This window comes from Achromobacter aegrifaciens, assembly GCF_902859735.1.
Taxonomy (GTDB): Bacteria; Pseudomonadota; Gammaproteobacteria; order Burkholderiales; family Burkholderiaceae_B; genus Achromobacter; species Achromobacter aegrifaciens.
Genome location: NZ_CADIJY010000005.1, coordinates 238,535 through 253,641 on the forward strand (window position 1 = coordinate 238,535; position 15,107 = coordinate 253,641).

The 15,107-nt window shown below is 66.5% G+C and carries 12 protein-coding genes; 7 read left to right on the forward strand and 5 right to left on the reverse strand.

Features of this window, described 5'->3' with window-relative positions:
- The first annotated feature begins 233 nt into the window (after positions 1-233).
- Genes HV766_RS17160 through HV766_RS17180 form a run of 5 tightly spaced genes read left to right on the forward strand, consistent with a single transcriptional unit; the run spans position 234 to position 7,146 of the window.
- A complete protein-coding gene (locus HV766_RS17160; RefSeq protein ID WP_054457222.1) occupies positions 234-2,621 on the forward strand; it encodes a type VI secretion system Vgr family protein in 2,388 nt (795 codons plus the stop codon).
- A gap of 7 nt (positions 2,622-2,628) precedes the next feature.
- Positions 2,629-3,033 carry a hypothetical protein gene (locus tag HV766_RS17165; RefSeq protein WP_175160050.1) on the forward strand — a complete coding sequence of 135 codons (405 nt, stop codon included), beginning with the start codon at positions 2,629-2,631 and terminating at the stop codon, positions 3,031-3,033.
- 2 nt (positions 3,034-3,035) lie between these two features.
- Positions 3,036-5,663 carry a DUF2169 family type VI secretion system accessory protein gene (locus tag HV766_RS17170; RefSeq protein ID WP_054457227.1) on the forward strand — a complete coding sequence of 876 codons (2,628 nt, stop codon included), beginning with the start codon at positions 3,036-3,038 and terminating at the stop codon, positions 5,661-5,663.
- Entirely contained in the window at positions 5,660-6,718 is a 1,059-nt protein-coding gene (locus HV766_RS17175) for a pentapeptide repeat-containing protein (protein WP_175181588.1), read from the forward strand. Before HV766_RS17170 ends, HV766_RS17175 begins: the two co-directional genes overlap by 4 nt.
- A gap of 44 nt (positions 6,719-6,762) precedes the next feature.
- Positions 6,763-7,146 carry a DUF4150 domain-containing protein gene (locus HV766_RS17180; protein ID WP_054457232.1) on the forward strand — a complete coding sequence of 128 codons (384 nt, stop codon included), beginning with the start codon at positions 6,763-6,765 and terminating at the stop codon, positions 7,144-7,146.
- Positions 7,147-7,161: 15 nt separating this feature from the next.
- Here HV766_RS17180 and ccsB read toward each other — a convergent pair whose 3' ends face one another.
- From ccsB to HV766_RS17195, 3 genes are all read right to left on the reverse strand, one after another.
- The gene (gene ccsB, locus HV766_RS17185; protein WP_054457234.1) at positions 7,162-8,529 is read right to left on the reverse strand and encodes a c-type cytochrome biogenesis protein CcsB; all 1,368 of its coding nucleotides are present in this window, start codon (positions 8,527-8,529) and stop codon (positions 7,162-7,164) included.
- A gap of 8 nt (positions 8,530-8,537) precedes the next feature.
- Positions 8,538-10,616, reverse strand: a complete 2,079-nt coding sequence (locus HV766_RS17190; RefSeq protein WP_175160055.1) for a cytochrome c biogenesis protein ResB — start codon at positions 10,614-10,616, stop codon at positions 8,538-8,540.
- 118 nt (positions 10,617-10,734) lie between these two features.
- Positions 10,735-11,436 carry a c-type cytochrome gene (locus tag HV766_RS17195; protein WP_042797483.1) on the reverse strand — a complete coding sequence of 234 codons (702 nt, stop codon included), beginning with the start codon at positions 11,434-11,436 and terminating at the stop codon, positions 10,735-10,737.
- Positions 11,437-11,677: 241 nt separating this feature from the next.
- On the opposite strand from HV766_RS17195, the gene yihA reads away from it, so the two are divergent.
- The gene (gene yihA, locus HV766_RS17200) at positions 11,678-12,301 is read left to right on the forward strand and encodes a ribosome biogenesis GTP-binding protein YihA/YsxC (protein WP_042795930.1); all 624 of its coding nucleotides are present in this window, start codon (positions 11,678-11,680) and stop codon (positions 12,299-12,301) included.
- Positions 12,298-13,314, forward strand: coding sequence for a porphobilinogen synthase (gene hemB / locus HV766_RS17205; protein ID WP_054457239.1), 1,017 nt, complete (start codon positions 12,298-12,300; stop codon positions 13,312-13,314). The genes yihA and hemB overlap by 4 nt, the downstream gene beginning before the upstream one ends.
- Before the next feature lie 57 nt (positions 13,315-13,371).
- Here the strand turns inward: hemB and HV766_RS17210 are convergent, their stop codons facing one another.
- On the reverse strand, positions 13,372-14,256 hold the full coding sequence (locus HV766_RS17210; RefSeq protein ID WP_119449922.1) for a DMT family transporter: 885 nt from the start codon (positions 14,254-14,256) through the stop codon (positions 13,372-13,374).
- A gap of 138 nt (positions 14,257-14,394) precedes the next feature.
- Positions 14,395-15,105 carry an ABC transporter ATP-binding protein gene (locus HV766_RS17215; RefSeq protein ID WP_054457241.1) on the reverse strand — a complete coding sequence of 237 codons (711 nt, stop codon included), beginning with the start codon at positions 15,103-15,105 and terminating at the stop codon, positions 14,395-14,397.
- Between the last annotated feature and the right edge of the window lie 2 nt (positions 15,106-15,107).

The window sequence follows — 15,107 nt, forward strand, 5'->3', positions numbered from 1 at the left end:
GCCTACAATCGGCGCTCACGCTGGCGGCAAGACCGGCGCGCATCAGATCCAGAGACAGATTTCCCCGGCGCAGACCCGTTCGTGACGAGTCCCTGCCCGCCTATGCAAGCGGCCCCATCGCGTGGCCGGACATCCCATTGCAGTCATCGTGACGCGCCTGGCGCGCGGCCGCGAAGAAATCGAAAGCAGCACACGCAGCAACAGGCGAAGCATTCTCATAAGGAGACGGTGAGATGGACCGCAACGTGCCCAGCGAACGTGTCGTCAAGGCGCATACGCCCCTGCCGCCGGAGCAACTGAAGTTCCGCGCCATGCATGGCGCCGAGAGCCTTTCGCAGCTGTACGAACTGGAGGTCGAGCTGGTCTCGGAATCCTATTCGCTGGATATGAAGTCGCTGCTGGGAAAGCCGCTGACGCTGGAGATCGAAACCGGGTCCGCCGCACCGCGCTATCTCAGCGGGCACATCACGCGTTGCGCGCTGGTGGGCCGCGAGAACAACACCTCGCGCTACACCATCTACCGCGCCACGGTGCGGCCGTGGCTCTGGTACCTGACCCAGACCTCGGACAACAAGATATTCCAGAACAAGAGCGTGCCCGACGTCATCCGGGAAGTGCTGAAGGACTACGACTATCCCATCGAGTTCAAGCTGGTGGACAGCTACCGCAATTGGGAATACTGCGTCCAGTACCAGGAAACCGACTACGCCTTCATCAGCCGCCTTATGGAGCACGAGGGCATCTACTTCTGGTTCAAGCACGACAAGGGCAAGCACACCCTGGTCCTCACCGACGACATCACGCAGCACGAGCCCGTCTCGGGCTACGAGCAGATTCCCTATTACGGGCCGGACCGCATCACCATCCCGCGCGAAGACCACGTCTACAAATGGGAAGTGGCCGAACAGATCACGCCCGGCGCCTTTGCCACCACGGACTACCATCCGCTCACGCCCGCCGCCAGCCTGGAAGCGCGCCGCAACAACCCCGGCGCGCACGACCATGGCGACCTGGAGATGTACGAATGGCAAGGGGGCTACACCAATCCTGACGACGCGGAGCACTACACCCGCGTGCGGCTCGAAGACCTGCAATGCAGAAAGGAGCAGAGCGCCGGCGGCTCCAACGCCCGCGGGCTGGCCACGGGCCATCTCTTCACGCTGCGCAATCATCCGCGCCAGGCCGAGAACCGCGAGTACCTCGTCGTCAGCACCTACTACCGGATCCGTGAAACAGGCTATGCCAGCGGCCAGCCCGATCCCGGCGACTTCGACCTGGAGTTCGTCGTGCTGCCATCCAGCACACAATTCCGCGCGCCGCGCGTGACTCCCGTTCCGCGCACCCATGGCCCGCAGACCGCCACGGTAGTGGGCAAGGAAGGAGAGGAAATCTGGACGGACAAGATGGGCCGCATCAAGGTGCAGTTCCATTGGGACCGCTATGGCAAGAAGGACGAGAACAGCTCGTGCTGGGTGCGCGTGTCCAGCCCTTGGGCCGGCGGCGGCTTTGGCGGCATCCAGCTGCCGCGCGTGCGCGATGAAGTGATCGTCGACTTCATCGGCGGCCAGCCCGACCGCCCCATCGTGATCGGCCGCGTCTTCAACGCCAACAACCTGCCGCCCTGGGACCTGCCGGACAACGCCACGCAAAGCGGCTTCCTGAGCCGCTCCAAGAGCGGCACGCCCGCGACGGCGAACGCGCTCATGTTCGAGGACAAGAGCGGCAGCGAACGCATCTGGCTGCATGCGGAACGCGAACTCTGCACCGAGGTGGAAGCCAACGAATTCCATTCGACCGACGAGAACCGCAGCACCACCATCGGCGACAACGACACCACCAGGATCGGCGGCAACCGCGACATCAAGGTCACCGGCACCGACAAGCTGCATGTCGACAAGACGCGCGACGTGTTCGTGAAGGGGCACGAGGAATACACCGTCAAGGCATCGCGCACGGTCAACGTGAAAGACGGCCTGATGGACGAGAAGTTCGACAACGGCCTGAAGACGACGGTCGCAGCCAAGGGCGAGGAACGCGAGATCACGGGTCTCTTCAAGGAAACCTTGAAGAACGGCGAGCAGGTCTACGTGAACGAAGGCGACTCGCTGCATCACGTCAAGACCGGCATGCTCACCGAGAAGGCCAAGGGCAAGGTCGAAGTGCTTTCCACCGACGCGAACATGGACGTCAAGGCCAAGACCGCGATGCACGTGGAGTCCGAAACGTCCACCATGGATCTCAAGGCCAAGGGCAAGATAGACATGGAGTCGACGGGATCCACCGTATTGGTCAAGGCCGACGGCAACATCACGCTGAAAACCCCTGCCGATGTCGTGATGGACGCTGCCAACGTCAAGGATCTTTCCAAGGAAAGCTGGCTTCAGGCCACGCCATTCTCCATCGGCCTGGCAGTGGCCAAGGCGGAATTCGGCATGCATCGCCTGGCGCTGTTCCGCACCACGGTCATGCTGAACCTCTCGTTCACCAACTACGCCATGGTCAGCAGCATCGGACAGATGGTCTCGTACCGCACCACCGGCGCCAGCTACCAGTTCGACGCGGTCACTGCGGAAAAGGTGGGCCTGGGCGCGTCGATGGTCGGTCTCTGGAGCATCATCTAAGGCCGCCATGTCCGACTTCATCGATGCATGGCCCAGCTGGGCCAAGTGGGTATGGCTGGGCCTGTTGCTGTCCCTGGCGCAGGCGGCGTACATGTTGTGGCGCGAGCGCCAGCGTCGCGCGGCGGGACGCAAGGAAGTGCAGCGGCAGGACGGTTTGCGCGTCAGCGGACTGCCCGGCACCGCGCGGGTGACGGCGGCGCGCGACACGCGCCGCCGGATCGGCGATACCTTGTACTTCGTCATCGAGCTGGACCTGGACGTGGCCGCCACCAGCGCCACGCCCGCGCTGTCGCGCACGCTCAGCGTGCCCCTGTCGCCCTTGCACCTGGCCGATTTCGGCGTCGGCAAGACCATACAGGTGCGCGTCGATCCCGCGACCCGGGAGGTCGTCGTGGACCAGGCCACCGGATAGCCATGAAGACCATCAAGCCGTTCCGCCTGGGCCTGCTTACCCGCCCCTACCGCTGGCAACGCCGCGACGTGCTGGGCGTGGCGGTGTTCGCGCTGGTCGATATCGCGCACGCGCCCACGCTGCTCATGGACCAGGAACTTTGGAAGCTGGCAGGCGCCGAAGCTGGCGGCCTGCTGGACCTGGCCACGCCCAAGCTGTGTCCGGAAGTGCTGGTCGCCGGCCACGCCTATCCGCATGATCCCAAGAGTCCCGGCGCCTGCGCCGTGCGCCTGAAGGTGGGCGCGATCGACAAATCATTGCTGGTCTTCGGCGACCGCTACTGGCTCGATGGCAAGGCCACCGCCCCCCAGCCCTTCGAGCGCATGCGTCTGGACTGGAGCCGCGCCTACGGCGGCCCCGGCTGCGCAGAAAACCCGCAGGGCATAGGCGCGCAGGAAGAGGACGTCAACGGCGTGCGCGTGCGCCGGCTGCCCAACATCGAACACCCGCAGGAACGCGTCGCATCGCCCTCCCAGCGCGTCGCGCCCGCCGGTTTCACCGCCATGCCCATGGACTGGCCGCAGCGGGCCGCGCTGCTGGGCCGCCAGTATGGCCAGCAGTGGCTGGAACATGACTTCCCGGGCTTCGCGTCCGACATGGACTGGCGCTTCTTCAATGCCGCCCCGCCCGACCAATGGGGGCCCGCCAATTCGGCGCTTGCCGGCGGCGCCGACTATGAACTGTGGAACATGCACCCTGAACGCGAGGTGCTGCGCGGCCGCCTGCCCGACTGGCGCGCCCGCTGTTTCTTCAGCCGCCAGGCCGATGGCAGCGCGCTCGAGGAAGTCGCGTTGCGCCTGACCACGGCCTGGTTCTTCCCCGACCGCACGCAGCTGGCGCTGATCTGGCATGGCGCGCTACCGGTACGCGAAGACGATGCGGCAGATATCCTGCACATCATGCCCGCGCTGGAACACGCCGGCCAGGAGCGCGACGTGGCGCATTACCAGACTGTGGTGGGACAGCGCCTCGATACCGAGCTCGGCGCGGTCCATGCCCTGCTGGATGCCCAGCTCGTGCCGGAAGACATCTGCGGCGAGCTGCCGCAGGCGGCCATGGAAGCCACGGCCCAGCGGCCGTCGAACCGCAACCTGCATGCCGGCGCCGCACGGCGGCATGCCCGCGAGCGCGAATCGCTGCTTGCCCAGGGCCTGGATCCCGATCTGTACATGGTTCCCCTGCAGCCGCCGCCAAAGGCGCCTAACCTGGCCGATCTGCCGCAGACCATCCTGCGCATGCAACGGGAGCTGGAAGAGGCCAAACGCCTGTCGGGCGGTCCCGGCGCGCGCGCGCTGGCCGATCCCAACCTGCCCTCCATGGCCGCGGTCTCGGGGGTCGACATGGACGCACTGCGCAAGCTGGAGGATGACGGCAAGCTTCCCGCCGGCTTCGACCCACGCAAGGTGAAGCGGCATATCGCCGACTTCGATGCCAACCCGCACACGCAGGCCGAGCGCGGTGCGCCGGATGCACCAGGCGTGCCGCCCCCGCTCAGCCAGACCCTGGGTCCGCAGGTGCATCAGGCCTATCAGCAGTCGGCGCATCAGTTCGCGCCGCCCCCGCCCATGCCGCCGTTGCGCGCACGGCGCACGCGTTCGAAGCTGGAAGCGCGCCTGAAAGGCAATCGCGATTGCCGCGACATGAACCTGACTGGCGCGGACCTGAGCGGCATGGATCTTTCCGGCGTCGACTTCCAGCGCGCCATCCTGGCCGGCGCCAATCTCGCCGACGCGCGGCTGGACGGCTGCAACCTCACCGACGCCGTGCTGGCAGGCGCCGACCTGGCGCGCACCAGTATGCGCGGCGCCGATATGTCGCGCGCGAACCTGGGCCGCACGCAGTGCGTGCAGACGGACTTCACCGAAAGCCGCATCAAGGAAACCATCTGGGACCATGCCAACTGCGAAGATTGCAGCTTTGCCGGCAGCGTCTGGTTGCTGGGACGCCTGCATCAGGCGCGCTTGCGCGGCTGCGACCTGAGCGGCGCGTCTTTCGAGCAATGGGCCGCGATGATGGCCGCCTTCGAGGATTGCCGCTTTCACCAAGCGCGCTTGAATCAATGCGTGTTCATGCAGGGCACGATGGCGAACGCCGACTTCTCCGGCGCGGACTTGCTGCGCGTCAGCTTCATGGACGTGGAGTTCTCGGGCCGCCATAGCATGGAGAACGCCACGCTCGATGGCTGCGCCTACGCGGGACGCGTAGCGCTTGCCGGCGCCTGCCTGCGCGGCATGCGGTTCAAGGTGGGCAGCATGCGTGGCGCGATGCTCGATCGCGCCGACTTGCGTGGCGCGCAAGTCGCCGCCAGTGACTTTTCGAACTGCAGCCTGCGGGAAGCAGACCTCAGCGGCATGGCCGCCCCCGACACCCACTTCGTGCGCGCCGACTTCACCGGCGCGCGCCTGCGCAACGCCAACCTGATCAACAGCCTGCTCGGCAAGGCCATCCTGCTGCGCGCCGACCTGACCGGCGCCAACCTCTTTCGCGCGGATGTCGCGCAGGCGCAGATGGACGGCAGCACCGGGCTGGACGACGCCCATACCCAAGGCGCCAAGCTCTGGCCGGCCCGGCAGCCGGAGAACGCCGCATGAACCTGGATCAGTTGCTGGACCAGGTGCGCCACGGCGAGCCGATAGCGCACCGCAGCCTGGCGGGCCGGGACCTGCGCGGCCTGGACCTGGCGGGCGCGTTCTTCGACCAGGTGGATTTGAGCGGCGCCAGGATGAGCGGTTGCCAGTTGCAGGACAGCCAATTCCTCAACTGCGTGCTGACTGGCGTGGACGCCGCGGACGCCAATCTGGATATGGCCCGGCTGTTCCGCTGTCAGGCCCGCGGGGCGGTGCTGGACCGCAGCCATGCCCATGGCGTCAGCTTCACCGAATGCGATCTGGGTCAGGCCAGCCTGGAAGGGGCCGAGCTGAAGGAAGCGGCGTTCAACTCCACCTCGCTCGAAGGCGCCTCCTTGCGATCCGCCCGCGTGGAACGCTCGGTGTTCTCGCGCGGCGTGCTGACGCGCGCCGACCTGTCGCAGGCCCGGATGAGCTACACCCTGTTCCACCAGCTGGACCTGCGCAGCATCGTGCTGGCGGGCGCCGGCGCGGAAAGCACCATGTTCATCGAATGCGATCTGACGGCGCAGGACTTCTCCTCGCAAGCCTACCCGCTCTGCCATTTCACCGACAGCCAGCTGGACGGCGCGGACTTCCGCAATGCCGACCTGCGTCAGGCCGGCTTCAAGGGCGCGTCGCTGCGCGGCGCGCGCTTCGCTGGCGCGTCGGCCCCGCAGTGCTTGTTCCCTCAGGCCGACCTGAGCGGCGCCGACCTGCAGGGCGGCCGTTTCGACGGCGCCATCTGGGCCGAGGCGACGCTGGACGGCGCCTCCTTGCGCGGCGCCAGCCTGTCGCTGTGCATCTTCCAGCGCGCGCGTTGCGCCGACACCGATTTCCGCGGCGCCAACCTGGCCGACGCCGACTTCTCGCTGGCCGACCTGGGCGGGGCCGACCTGCGCGACGCCACCTTCCTGCGCACGCGCATGCATCGCGCGTTGACCCAGGGCACGCGTTGGACGCAACGCCGCGGCATCATCGAAAACGATGCGCCCCTGCTTGAAGCCGAACTCTGGTCGGCCGGACGCGCCTCCCTTTGACCCCACGCCGCATCGCCGCCCCCTCGCCAACTAAGGAGATCAACATGCTCGCAGTCTGCCAATTGCCCAGCCTGGCCGTGGGCGTTCCCGACGTCTGCAAGACCCCGGTGCCGCCGGTGCCGCACATCGACACGGCGACCTCGTCCATGGGTATCCCCGTGGTCTGGAATGTATGGTTGATGGCAGCGCCGGTGCACAACATGGCGACGGTGATACCGGTCACGCTGGGCGATACCGCCGGCGTGGGCGGCGGCCTGATCTCGCAGACATTCATGGGCCAGTCGCGCTACATGACGGGCGCGTTCACCATGCTGGTGCGCGGCGCGCCCATCGTCCGCATGACGAGCCTGACCCTGCAGAACACCATCAATGCGCCTGGCGTCAAGGTGTACTCGCCCCAGCCGGTGATGGTCGTGCTGACGGCCTGAACAGGCCGTCAGCGCCTACAGTTCGCCGTAGGAGTGCAGGCCCGACAGGAACATGTTCACGCCCAGGAAGGCGAAGCCGGTGATCAGCAGGCCCATCAGCGCCCAGTAGGCCGCCATGGTGCCGCGCAGGCCCTTGATCAGGCGCATGTGCAGCCAGGCCGCGTAGTTGAGCCAGACGATCAGCGCCCAGGTTTCCTTGGGGTCCCATTGCCAATACGCGCCCCAGGCGTCGGCCGCCCACAGCGCGCCCAGGATGGTGGCGACGGTGAAGAACGCGAAGCCGATCGCGATGGCGCGATACATGATGTCGTCCAGCACTTCCAGCGAGGGCAGCGCCGCGGCGATGCGGCGGCGTCCCAGCAGGATGGCGCCCACGATCACCGCGCCCACGCCGAAGTACAGCATCCAGGTGGCCGACAGGCCATCGGTACGGAACACCATGGGCTCGGCGCACAGCAGCACGCCCAGCACGAACAGCGGCGCCAGCTTGGCCCAGGACGTGGTCTGGCCATGTTGTTTCACCAGGTAGGCAAAGCCCACCATGGCGGCCAGCGAGAAGGTGCCGTAGCCAATGAAATTGGCCGGAACGTGCAGCTTCATCCACCAGCTCTTGAGCGCCGGCACCAGCGGCTGGATCTGCCCGGCGTCGCGCGTGAAGGAGTACCACAGCAGGAACACCACGGCCGACGTCACCACCAGCATCACGAAGCCGCCCAGCGCGCGCGTGGCGTACTTGCGTTCGTAGTAGAGGTAGAACAGCGCCGTGATCAGCGCAAACAGCACGAACACTTCATACAGGTTGCTGACCGGGATGTGGCCCAGGTCCGGGCCCATCAAGTGTCCTTCGCGCCAGCGCACCAGTAGGCCCGTGACGCCGGCGAACACCGCGCCCCAGCTCAGCGCCGTGCCCAGCCAGGCGGCGGTAGGGCTGAAGAAGCCGATCCAGTAGCAGACCATGGCCAGCGCGAACAGCGCGCACATCCACAGGATGGCCGACTGCGACGAGAACAGGTACTTCAGGAAGAACACCTGCTCGGCCCGGGCCAGGTCATTGCCGTACAGCATCAGCGCCAACCCCGCCGCAATGGCACAGGCGACCATCAGGTGGCGCAGCGGGCGCCACAGCCAGCCCATCCAGGCCAGCACCGGGACGGTGCCGCACAGGATGATCTTCTCGTAATAGTCCATCGCGTTGCTGTAGCGGGTCAGCGCGAATCCCGCACCCACCGCCAGCAACAGGAAGAAGACGACGTCGGTCCAGTCGGGCCTGCCGCGCTGCGCGCGGCCGTCGCCGGTTTCGGACAGGGCGTCCTGCCAAAGTTGATCAGGCGAGGCAGCCAACGTTTGCGCCGGCGCGGGATGCGTAGTGGTCGTAGTGGACATAGGAAACCTTAAGACCTCTTCTGGCGCAGCAGCGCCTGCTTGAAGCGTTCAAACTCCTGGTTGAAGTCGAGTGTACGCTTCTGGGACGTCATGGCCGCCAGGACGCTGCTGCCGCCGCCTTGCGGCTTGATCCAGATCCAGATGCGGCGGTCTCGAATATAGAACATCGAGAACACGCCCAGGACCAGCAGCAGGCTGCCCAGGTAGACAGTGTTCTTGCCGGGCGTGCGGCTGACCTGGAACACGCTGGCCTGCACGTGCTTGAAGTCCGCGAGCGACAGGAACACCGGCGCCGGATAGACGGTCAGGTCCGACAGCGCGGCCACGGACAGGCGCGACCAGACGGCGGCGCGTTCGGCCTCCGGGCCCTCGGTGGCCACGGGGGGCAGGCCGGCGCGCTCGCGCTCGATGGCGCGCAACTCGTTCATGCTGGCGCCGATCAGGCGGATCACCACGTCGGCTGCCCGTTCCAGGTCCTGCGGCGGCGTATTGGCCTGCAGGAACGCCGCCACGGCTTGCAAGCCGCCGGAGGCGAAGGTTTCCAGGGCGCGCTCGGCGGCCGTCTGCAGGGGCTGGCGATCCGTCCCCGCCGGGCTGTTGCGTTCCGCGAAGCGGCGCGCGGCCTCCTGGCGCGCTGCGGGGTCGGCCAGAGTCGCGCGCAGGCGCATGAATTCGGCGATCGAGCTGTCGTCGTCCGCCGGAATGCGCAGGTAGCGGAACGGCTCGGAGGCGTTGTTGCGCACTCCGGCCAGGAACACGGCGGCGCCGTCCAGCTCGACGGGCAGCATGTAATTCTGGAATTCGTGGGCCTGGCCCGCATCGTCGATCAGCTTGTATTCGACGCTGGGACCGACGTTGCGCAGGTTTTCGTTCTTTTTGCCTGCGGCGCTGCCGGACACCGACGCGACATGGTCGGCAAAGCTCTGGTTGCCGCCCTTGGGCACGCCGCCGGTCAGATCCTCGACGTTGATGGGCCGCAGGGCCGTGATCTCGATCCCCATGCTGCGCGCGCCGCGGGCAGTGTGAGCGGTTACTTCGCTGGTCTTGCCCACCGTACCGTCAACCGCGAAGGTAGCGGCGTCAGATCCTACTAGCGGATAGCCTTTCAGCGTCACCGCGCTGCCGCCGTCGTCGAAGCTGGATTGGTAGACCGTCATGCCCTTGAAGCGCAGCGGCTCGTTGACCTCGATGGTGGAATCGAAACTCTTGCCGGTGTCCGGGTCGGTGACCTCGACCTCGCTGGCGAAGCGGCTGGGCATGCCGGTGGAGTAATAGTCGACCACGAACTTCTTGAGCTTCAGCGTGAAGGGCATGGGCTGCACCAGGGCGCCGTCGCCCACCATCACGACCGCCGTGCTGGCCTGGCCGCCCTCGGGCACCAGGACGCTGGCGCGGAAGCTCGGGTTGTCGACCGACAAGCGGCCGCTTTCCGGCACTTCCGAGATCAGCATGTTTTCGACGATGGGTTTCTTACCACCGAACATGACCTGCAGGCGCACCGGCAACTCGCTGTCCAGCAGGCCGCCGATGCAGATGATGACCATGGCGGCGTGGGCGAACACGTAGCCCAGGCGGTTGGCGCTGCCCTTCTTCGCCGCCAGCAGCACGCCATCCGCATCCTGGCGTTCGCGCACCGCATAACCCAGCCGGCCCAACAGGGATTTGAGGCCCGCAGCCGTCTGCGGCACGTCGGTGGGCTCTTCGGTTTCCACCCGGTGTGGGAAGGCGCGCAAGCTGCTGGCGCGCACATGTTCGCGGAACGAGCGCGCATCGCGCAGCATCTTGGGCGCGTTGCGGATCAGGCAGACCGAGGTCGACACGACCAGGAACCCCATGATCAGCAGGAACCACCAGCTGTTGTAGACGTGCCAGATGGAGAACTTGTCGAACACTTCGAACCAGAACGGCCCGAATTGATCGATGTAGTTGTTGGACGAGCGGTTCTGCTGCAGGACGGTCCCGACCAGGCTCGCCACGCAGATGAACATCAGCAGGCTGACGGCGAAACGCATCGAACCCAGCAATTCGAAGAAATCGCCGGGCAGGCTGCGCAGGGAAGGACGGGAGTGTGTACGGGTCGAATTCATGAAAAAAGGGGGGCCGCGCTATCGGCTACCCCCCTCATAGACAGCGCGCGGCGGAAGCAGGTTCCGCTGCGCTGAGTTTGCAGAACGCGGACCAGCCGCGCGCGTGGCGGGCTGGCGCCTACCGCAGACCGGCGGCGTAGTCCGACACGGCCTTGATGTCGGCGTCCGACATGCGGTCCGCGATGGCGAACATGACGTCGTTCTTGCGGTCGCCGCTGCGGAACAGCTTCAGCTGCTCTTCAATGTACATGGGGAACTGGCCCGACAGCCGGGGGTACTGGCTGGGAATGCCCGCGCCATTGGCAGAATGGCACGAGGCGCAGGCCGGAACCTTGCGATCCGGCAAACCGCCGCGCCAGATCTTTTGACCCAGATCAACCAGCTTCTCCTGGCCGGCCGTGGCGGGCTCCTTGAGCGGCTGCTGCGCCAGGTACAGCGCGATGTTCTGCATGTCGGCGGGCGTCAGGTTCTGCGCCATGGCCGTCATCGGGGTGGGATTGCCGCCCGCGCCATTGCGCACCGGCAGCTTGGCGCCGGGCTTGACCTGGAAGTCGGCCAATTGCTTGGCCAGGTACTCGTGGGACTGCGCGGCCAGGTTGGGGTTCACCGGGATGGTGCTATTGCCCGCCGCGCCATGACAGGACGCACAGGCGATGATGCCCCTGGCCGCATCGCCCTGGTCAAACAGCTGTCCGCCCTTGGCGGCATCTGGTTTTACCGGGCCCGCGGCGCCTTCGGCGGCGAAACTCGTAGTAGATAAGGCGGAGGCGCCGAGCAACAGCCCGCTCGCAACCAACATCCGGGACAGCACACGCTTCATGAAGACCTCGACGATCGCATCGATCAAGGCGCAAAAAGGCGCCCACGCCTGCCCGCACACCCTGGAATACCGTATCGAACCTGTTTTGCCTTCCTGCCTGCGATGTTGCTGCGAACTTGCCGGATAAAGCGTTCAGCAAGCGAAACAGTAAGCAAAAAAGACGGCTCCGCGCACGGGGACCACTGTTGCAAACGCCGGATTATACAATAGGGCTCGAAACCAACCGTATCCAAAGCCACCCGTGTCCCTCCTACATCGCGCCTCTTTCCTCACGTCCGCGGCTCGCCTCGACCAGTTGCCGGCCGCCGGCGCTCCCGAGGTCTGCTTTGTCGGCCGCTCCAACGCCGGCAAATCCACGGCCATCAACGTGCTGTGCAACCAGCGCCGCCTTGCCTTCTCCAGCAAGACGCCGGGCCGCACGCGCCTGATCAATATGTTCAGCCTGCCCGACCCGCTGGATCCGGAAGGCCACATCGGCTATCTCGTCGACCTGCCCGGCTACGGCTACGCCTCCGTGGCCCGCGACGAAAAAGAAAAATGGGCCGACATCCTGGGCGGCTATCTGCGCGACCGCGAATCGCTGGCCGGCATCGTGCTGCTCATCGACATCCGCCGCGGCGTCACCGAACTGGACCGCCGCCTCGCCAACTTCATCGCCCCCACCGGCCGCCCGGTGCTGGCGCTGCTGACCAAGGCCGACAAGCTGCCCTACGGCCAGCGCGTGCGCACCGTGTTCTCCGTGCGCAAGGACCTGGCCGATATCGGTGCCCTGCACACCATCCCCTTCTCGGCGCCTGAACGCATCGGCCTGGAAGAGGCCGGCGCGCACATAGAAAACTGGATTTCACCCAAGGTCGTACCATGAACCCGCAGATCATCTCCCCTGAATTCCCGGTATCCCGCCCGCGCCGCCTGCGCCGCGACGACTTCACCCGTCGCCTGGTGCGCGAAAACGCCCTGACGGTCAACGATCTGATCTATCCCGTGTTCGTGGCCGAAGGCACTGGCCTACAGCAAGCCGTGCCGTCGCTGCCGGGCGTGGTCCGCTATTCGCTGGACACGCTGCTGCCGGTGGCCCGCGAATGCGTGGACCTCGGCATTCCCGTGCTGGCGCTGTTCCCCGCCATCGACCCCTCGCTCAAGACGCCCGACGGCATCGAAGCCACCAACCCCAATGGCCTGATCCCGCGCGTGGTGCGTGAACTGAAGAAGCACGTCCCCGAACTCGGCATTCTGTGCGACGTGGCGCTGGACCCCTACACCAGCCACGGCCAGGACGGCGTCATCGACGAGAACGGCTACGTCATCAACGAAGCCACCGTCGAAATCCTGGTCAAGCAGGCGCTCACGCAAGCCGAGGCCGGCGTCGACATGGTCGCGCCCAGCGACATGATGGACGGCCGCATCGGCGCCGTGCGCCGCGCGCTGGAAGCCAACGGCCACATCCACACGCAGATCATGGCCTACTCCGCCAAGTACGCCAGCGCCTTCTACGGCCCGTTCCGCGACGCCGTGGGCTCGGCCACCAACCTGGGCAAGTCCAACAAGATGGCTTACCAGATGGATCCGGGCAACCTCGACGAAGCCCTGCGCGAAGTCGCCGCCGACCTGCAGGAAGGCGCCGACATGGTCATGGTCAAGCCCGGCATGCCCTACCTGGACGTGCTGCGCCGGGTCAAGGACACGTTCCGCGTGCCCACCTTCGCCTACCAGGTCAGCGGCGAGTACGCCATGATCAAGGCCGCCGCCGCCAACGGCTGGCTGGACCACGACAAGGTCATGATGGAAGCGCTCCTGGCGTTCAAGCGCGCCGGCGCCGACGGCATCCTGACGTACTTCGCGATCGAAGCCGCGAAGCTGCTGAAGAGCCAGCGTTAAGCGCTTGCGGCATCGCGGGCCAGGCTACCATGGGCCGCCCGCGACGCCTGCCGCAAATCAAGTCTTGGCGGCCGCATTGCGGCCCGCTGCCGGCGCCCCGCGCCGCAATCCCAGCCAGGTTCCCGCCAGCACGCAGGCCAGTCCCGCGACGTGCGTGGGCGTGACGTGCTCGTCCAGGAACAGGGCCGCGAACAGCAGGCCGAAGATCGGCAGCCAGTTCACGAACAAGGCTGCCCGGCTGATGCCCAGCCGCGCGATGCCGGCATTCCAGACGATGTTGCTGACGCCCGAGGCGATCACCGCGGAAAACAGCAGCACCAGCCACGGCCACCACGTCATCTGCCAGGTATCGCCCTGGTAGGACGCGGGCGTCAGCGCCGCGTGCACCACCAGCATCAGGCCGCCGGCCAGGTACATGTACCAGAGCATGCCCAGCGGATCCATGCTGCGCGACATGCGCTGGATCACCAGCCCGCCGCAGACGAACACCAGCACCGCCACGAACACGATCGCATCGCCCCAACCCGTCAGGCCGATCCGCGCGCCGCTGCCGACCACCACCATGCCCACGCCCAGGAGACCCAACAAGGCGCCGGAAATGCGCACCAGCGTCAGTTTCTCGCGATAGAAGATGGCCGCCAGCAACGCCGACAGCAAGGGGCTGGTCGCCATGATGAGCGTGCCGTTCGCGGCTGACGACACCCGCAGGCCTGTCACCAGTGCAATCTGGTGCGCGTACACGACCAGGAAGCCCGCCAGCGCAACCCAGCCCAGCTCCGCGCGCCCGAGCCGGGGGATGCGGCCGCGGCGGGCCTTGATGATGAGGGTGACTGTGATGAACGCAATGACGATGCGCACGGCCGCCAGGGCCTGCACATCCATGTGCAGCGTCAGGTACTTGACCGAGACGATGTTCAGGCCCCATGTGGCCATGACGAACATCAATTGAAGATAGATAAGACCTGTGCGGTCCTGGCTTGCATCAACTGTCGGGGACGTCACGGGCGCCGGCCTGGAAGGGGAATGGGACGCGCCGCCCACGCGGCGCCGCGGACATGGTATCGCGCCTGGGGCCTGGACTCAATGCGCGCCGAGGTATGCGGCCCGCACGTTGGGATCGCGCAGCAGTTCCGCGCCCGAGCCGCTCAGGGTGATGCGGCCGGTCTCCAGCACATAGGCCCGGTCCGCCACGCCCAACGCCTGGTTGGCCATCTGCTCCACCAGCACGATGGTCAGCCCGTCGTCGCGCAGCTTGCAGATCGCCGCGAAGATGTCCTGCACGATCAAAGGCGCCAGCCCCAGCGAGGGTTCGTCCAGGCACAGCAGGCGCGGTTCGCTCATCAGCGCGCGCGCCATCGCCAGCATCTGCTGCTCGCCGCCCGACAAGGTGCCGGCCAGCTGCTCGCGCCGTTCGCGCAGCCGCGGGAACAGCCGGTAGCCGCGCTCCACGCCTTCGGCCACTGCCGCGGGATCCCTGCGCCGGATGTAGGCGCCCAGCACCAGGTTGTCGTAGACGGTCTGGTCCGCGAACACGCCGCGCCCTTCCGGCGACAGCGCCAGGCCCAGGCCCACGCGCTGATGCGCCGCCACCTGCGTGATATCGCGCCCGTCGAAGGTCACGCGTCCGCCCTGCAAGGGCTCCAGGCCCGCCACGCCCTTCAAGAGCGTGCTCTTGCCCGCGCCGTTGGCGCCGATGATGGTCACGATCTCGCCCGCGCGGATCTCCAGCGACACATCGCGCACCGCCTGGATCGCGCCATACGAAATCTGCACGGATTCTAGTTTCAGCATCG

Bases quoted from the DNA above. Each gene is read 5' to 3' on its own strand.
- HV766_RS17215 (WP_054457241.1), bottom strand. From the start codon at position 15,105: ATGCTGAAACTAGAATCCGTGCAGATTTCGTATGGCGCGATCCAGGCG.
- HV766_RS17180 (WP_054457232.1), top strand. From the start codon at position 6,763: ATGCTCGCAGTCTGCCAATTGCCCAGCCTGGCCGTGGGCGTTCCCGAC.
- ccsB (WP_054457234.1), bottom strand. From the start codon at position 8,529: ATGTCCACTACGACCACTACGCATCCCGCGCCGGCGCAAACGTTGGCT.
- HV766_RS17165 (WP_175160050.1), top strand. From the start codon at position 2,629: ATGTCCGACTTCATCGATGCATGGCCCAGCTGGGCCAAGTGGGTATGG.
- hemB (WP_054457239.1), top strand. From the start codon at position 12,298: ATGAACCCGCAGATCATCTCCCCTGAATTCCCGGTATCCCGCCCGCGC.
- HV766_RS17190 (WP_175160055.1), bottom strand. From the start codon at position 10,616: ATGAATTCGACCCGTACACACTCCCGTCCTTCCCTGCGCAGCCTGCCC.
- HV766_RS17160 (WP_054457222.1), top strand. From the start codon at position 234: ATGGACCGCAACGTGCCCAGCGAACGTGTCGTCAAGGCGCATACGCCC.
- HV766_RS17175 (WP_175181588.1), top strand. From the start codon at position 5,660: ATGAACCTGGATCAGTTGCTGGACCAGGTGCGCCACGGCGAGCCGATA.
- HV766_RS17170 (WP_054457227.1), top strand. From the start codon at position 3,036: ATGAAGACCATCAAGCCGTTCCGCCTGGGCCTGCTTACCCGCCCCTAC.
- HV766_RS17210 (WP_119449922.1), bottom strand. From the start codon at position 14,256: ATGTTCGTCATGGCCACATGGGGCCTGAACATCGTCTCGGTCAAGTAC.
- HV766_RS17195 (WP_042797483.1), bottom strand. From the start codon at position 11,436: ATGAAGCGTGTGCTGTCCCGGATGTTGGTTGCGAGCGGGCTGTTGCTC.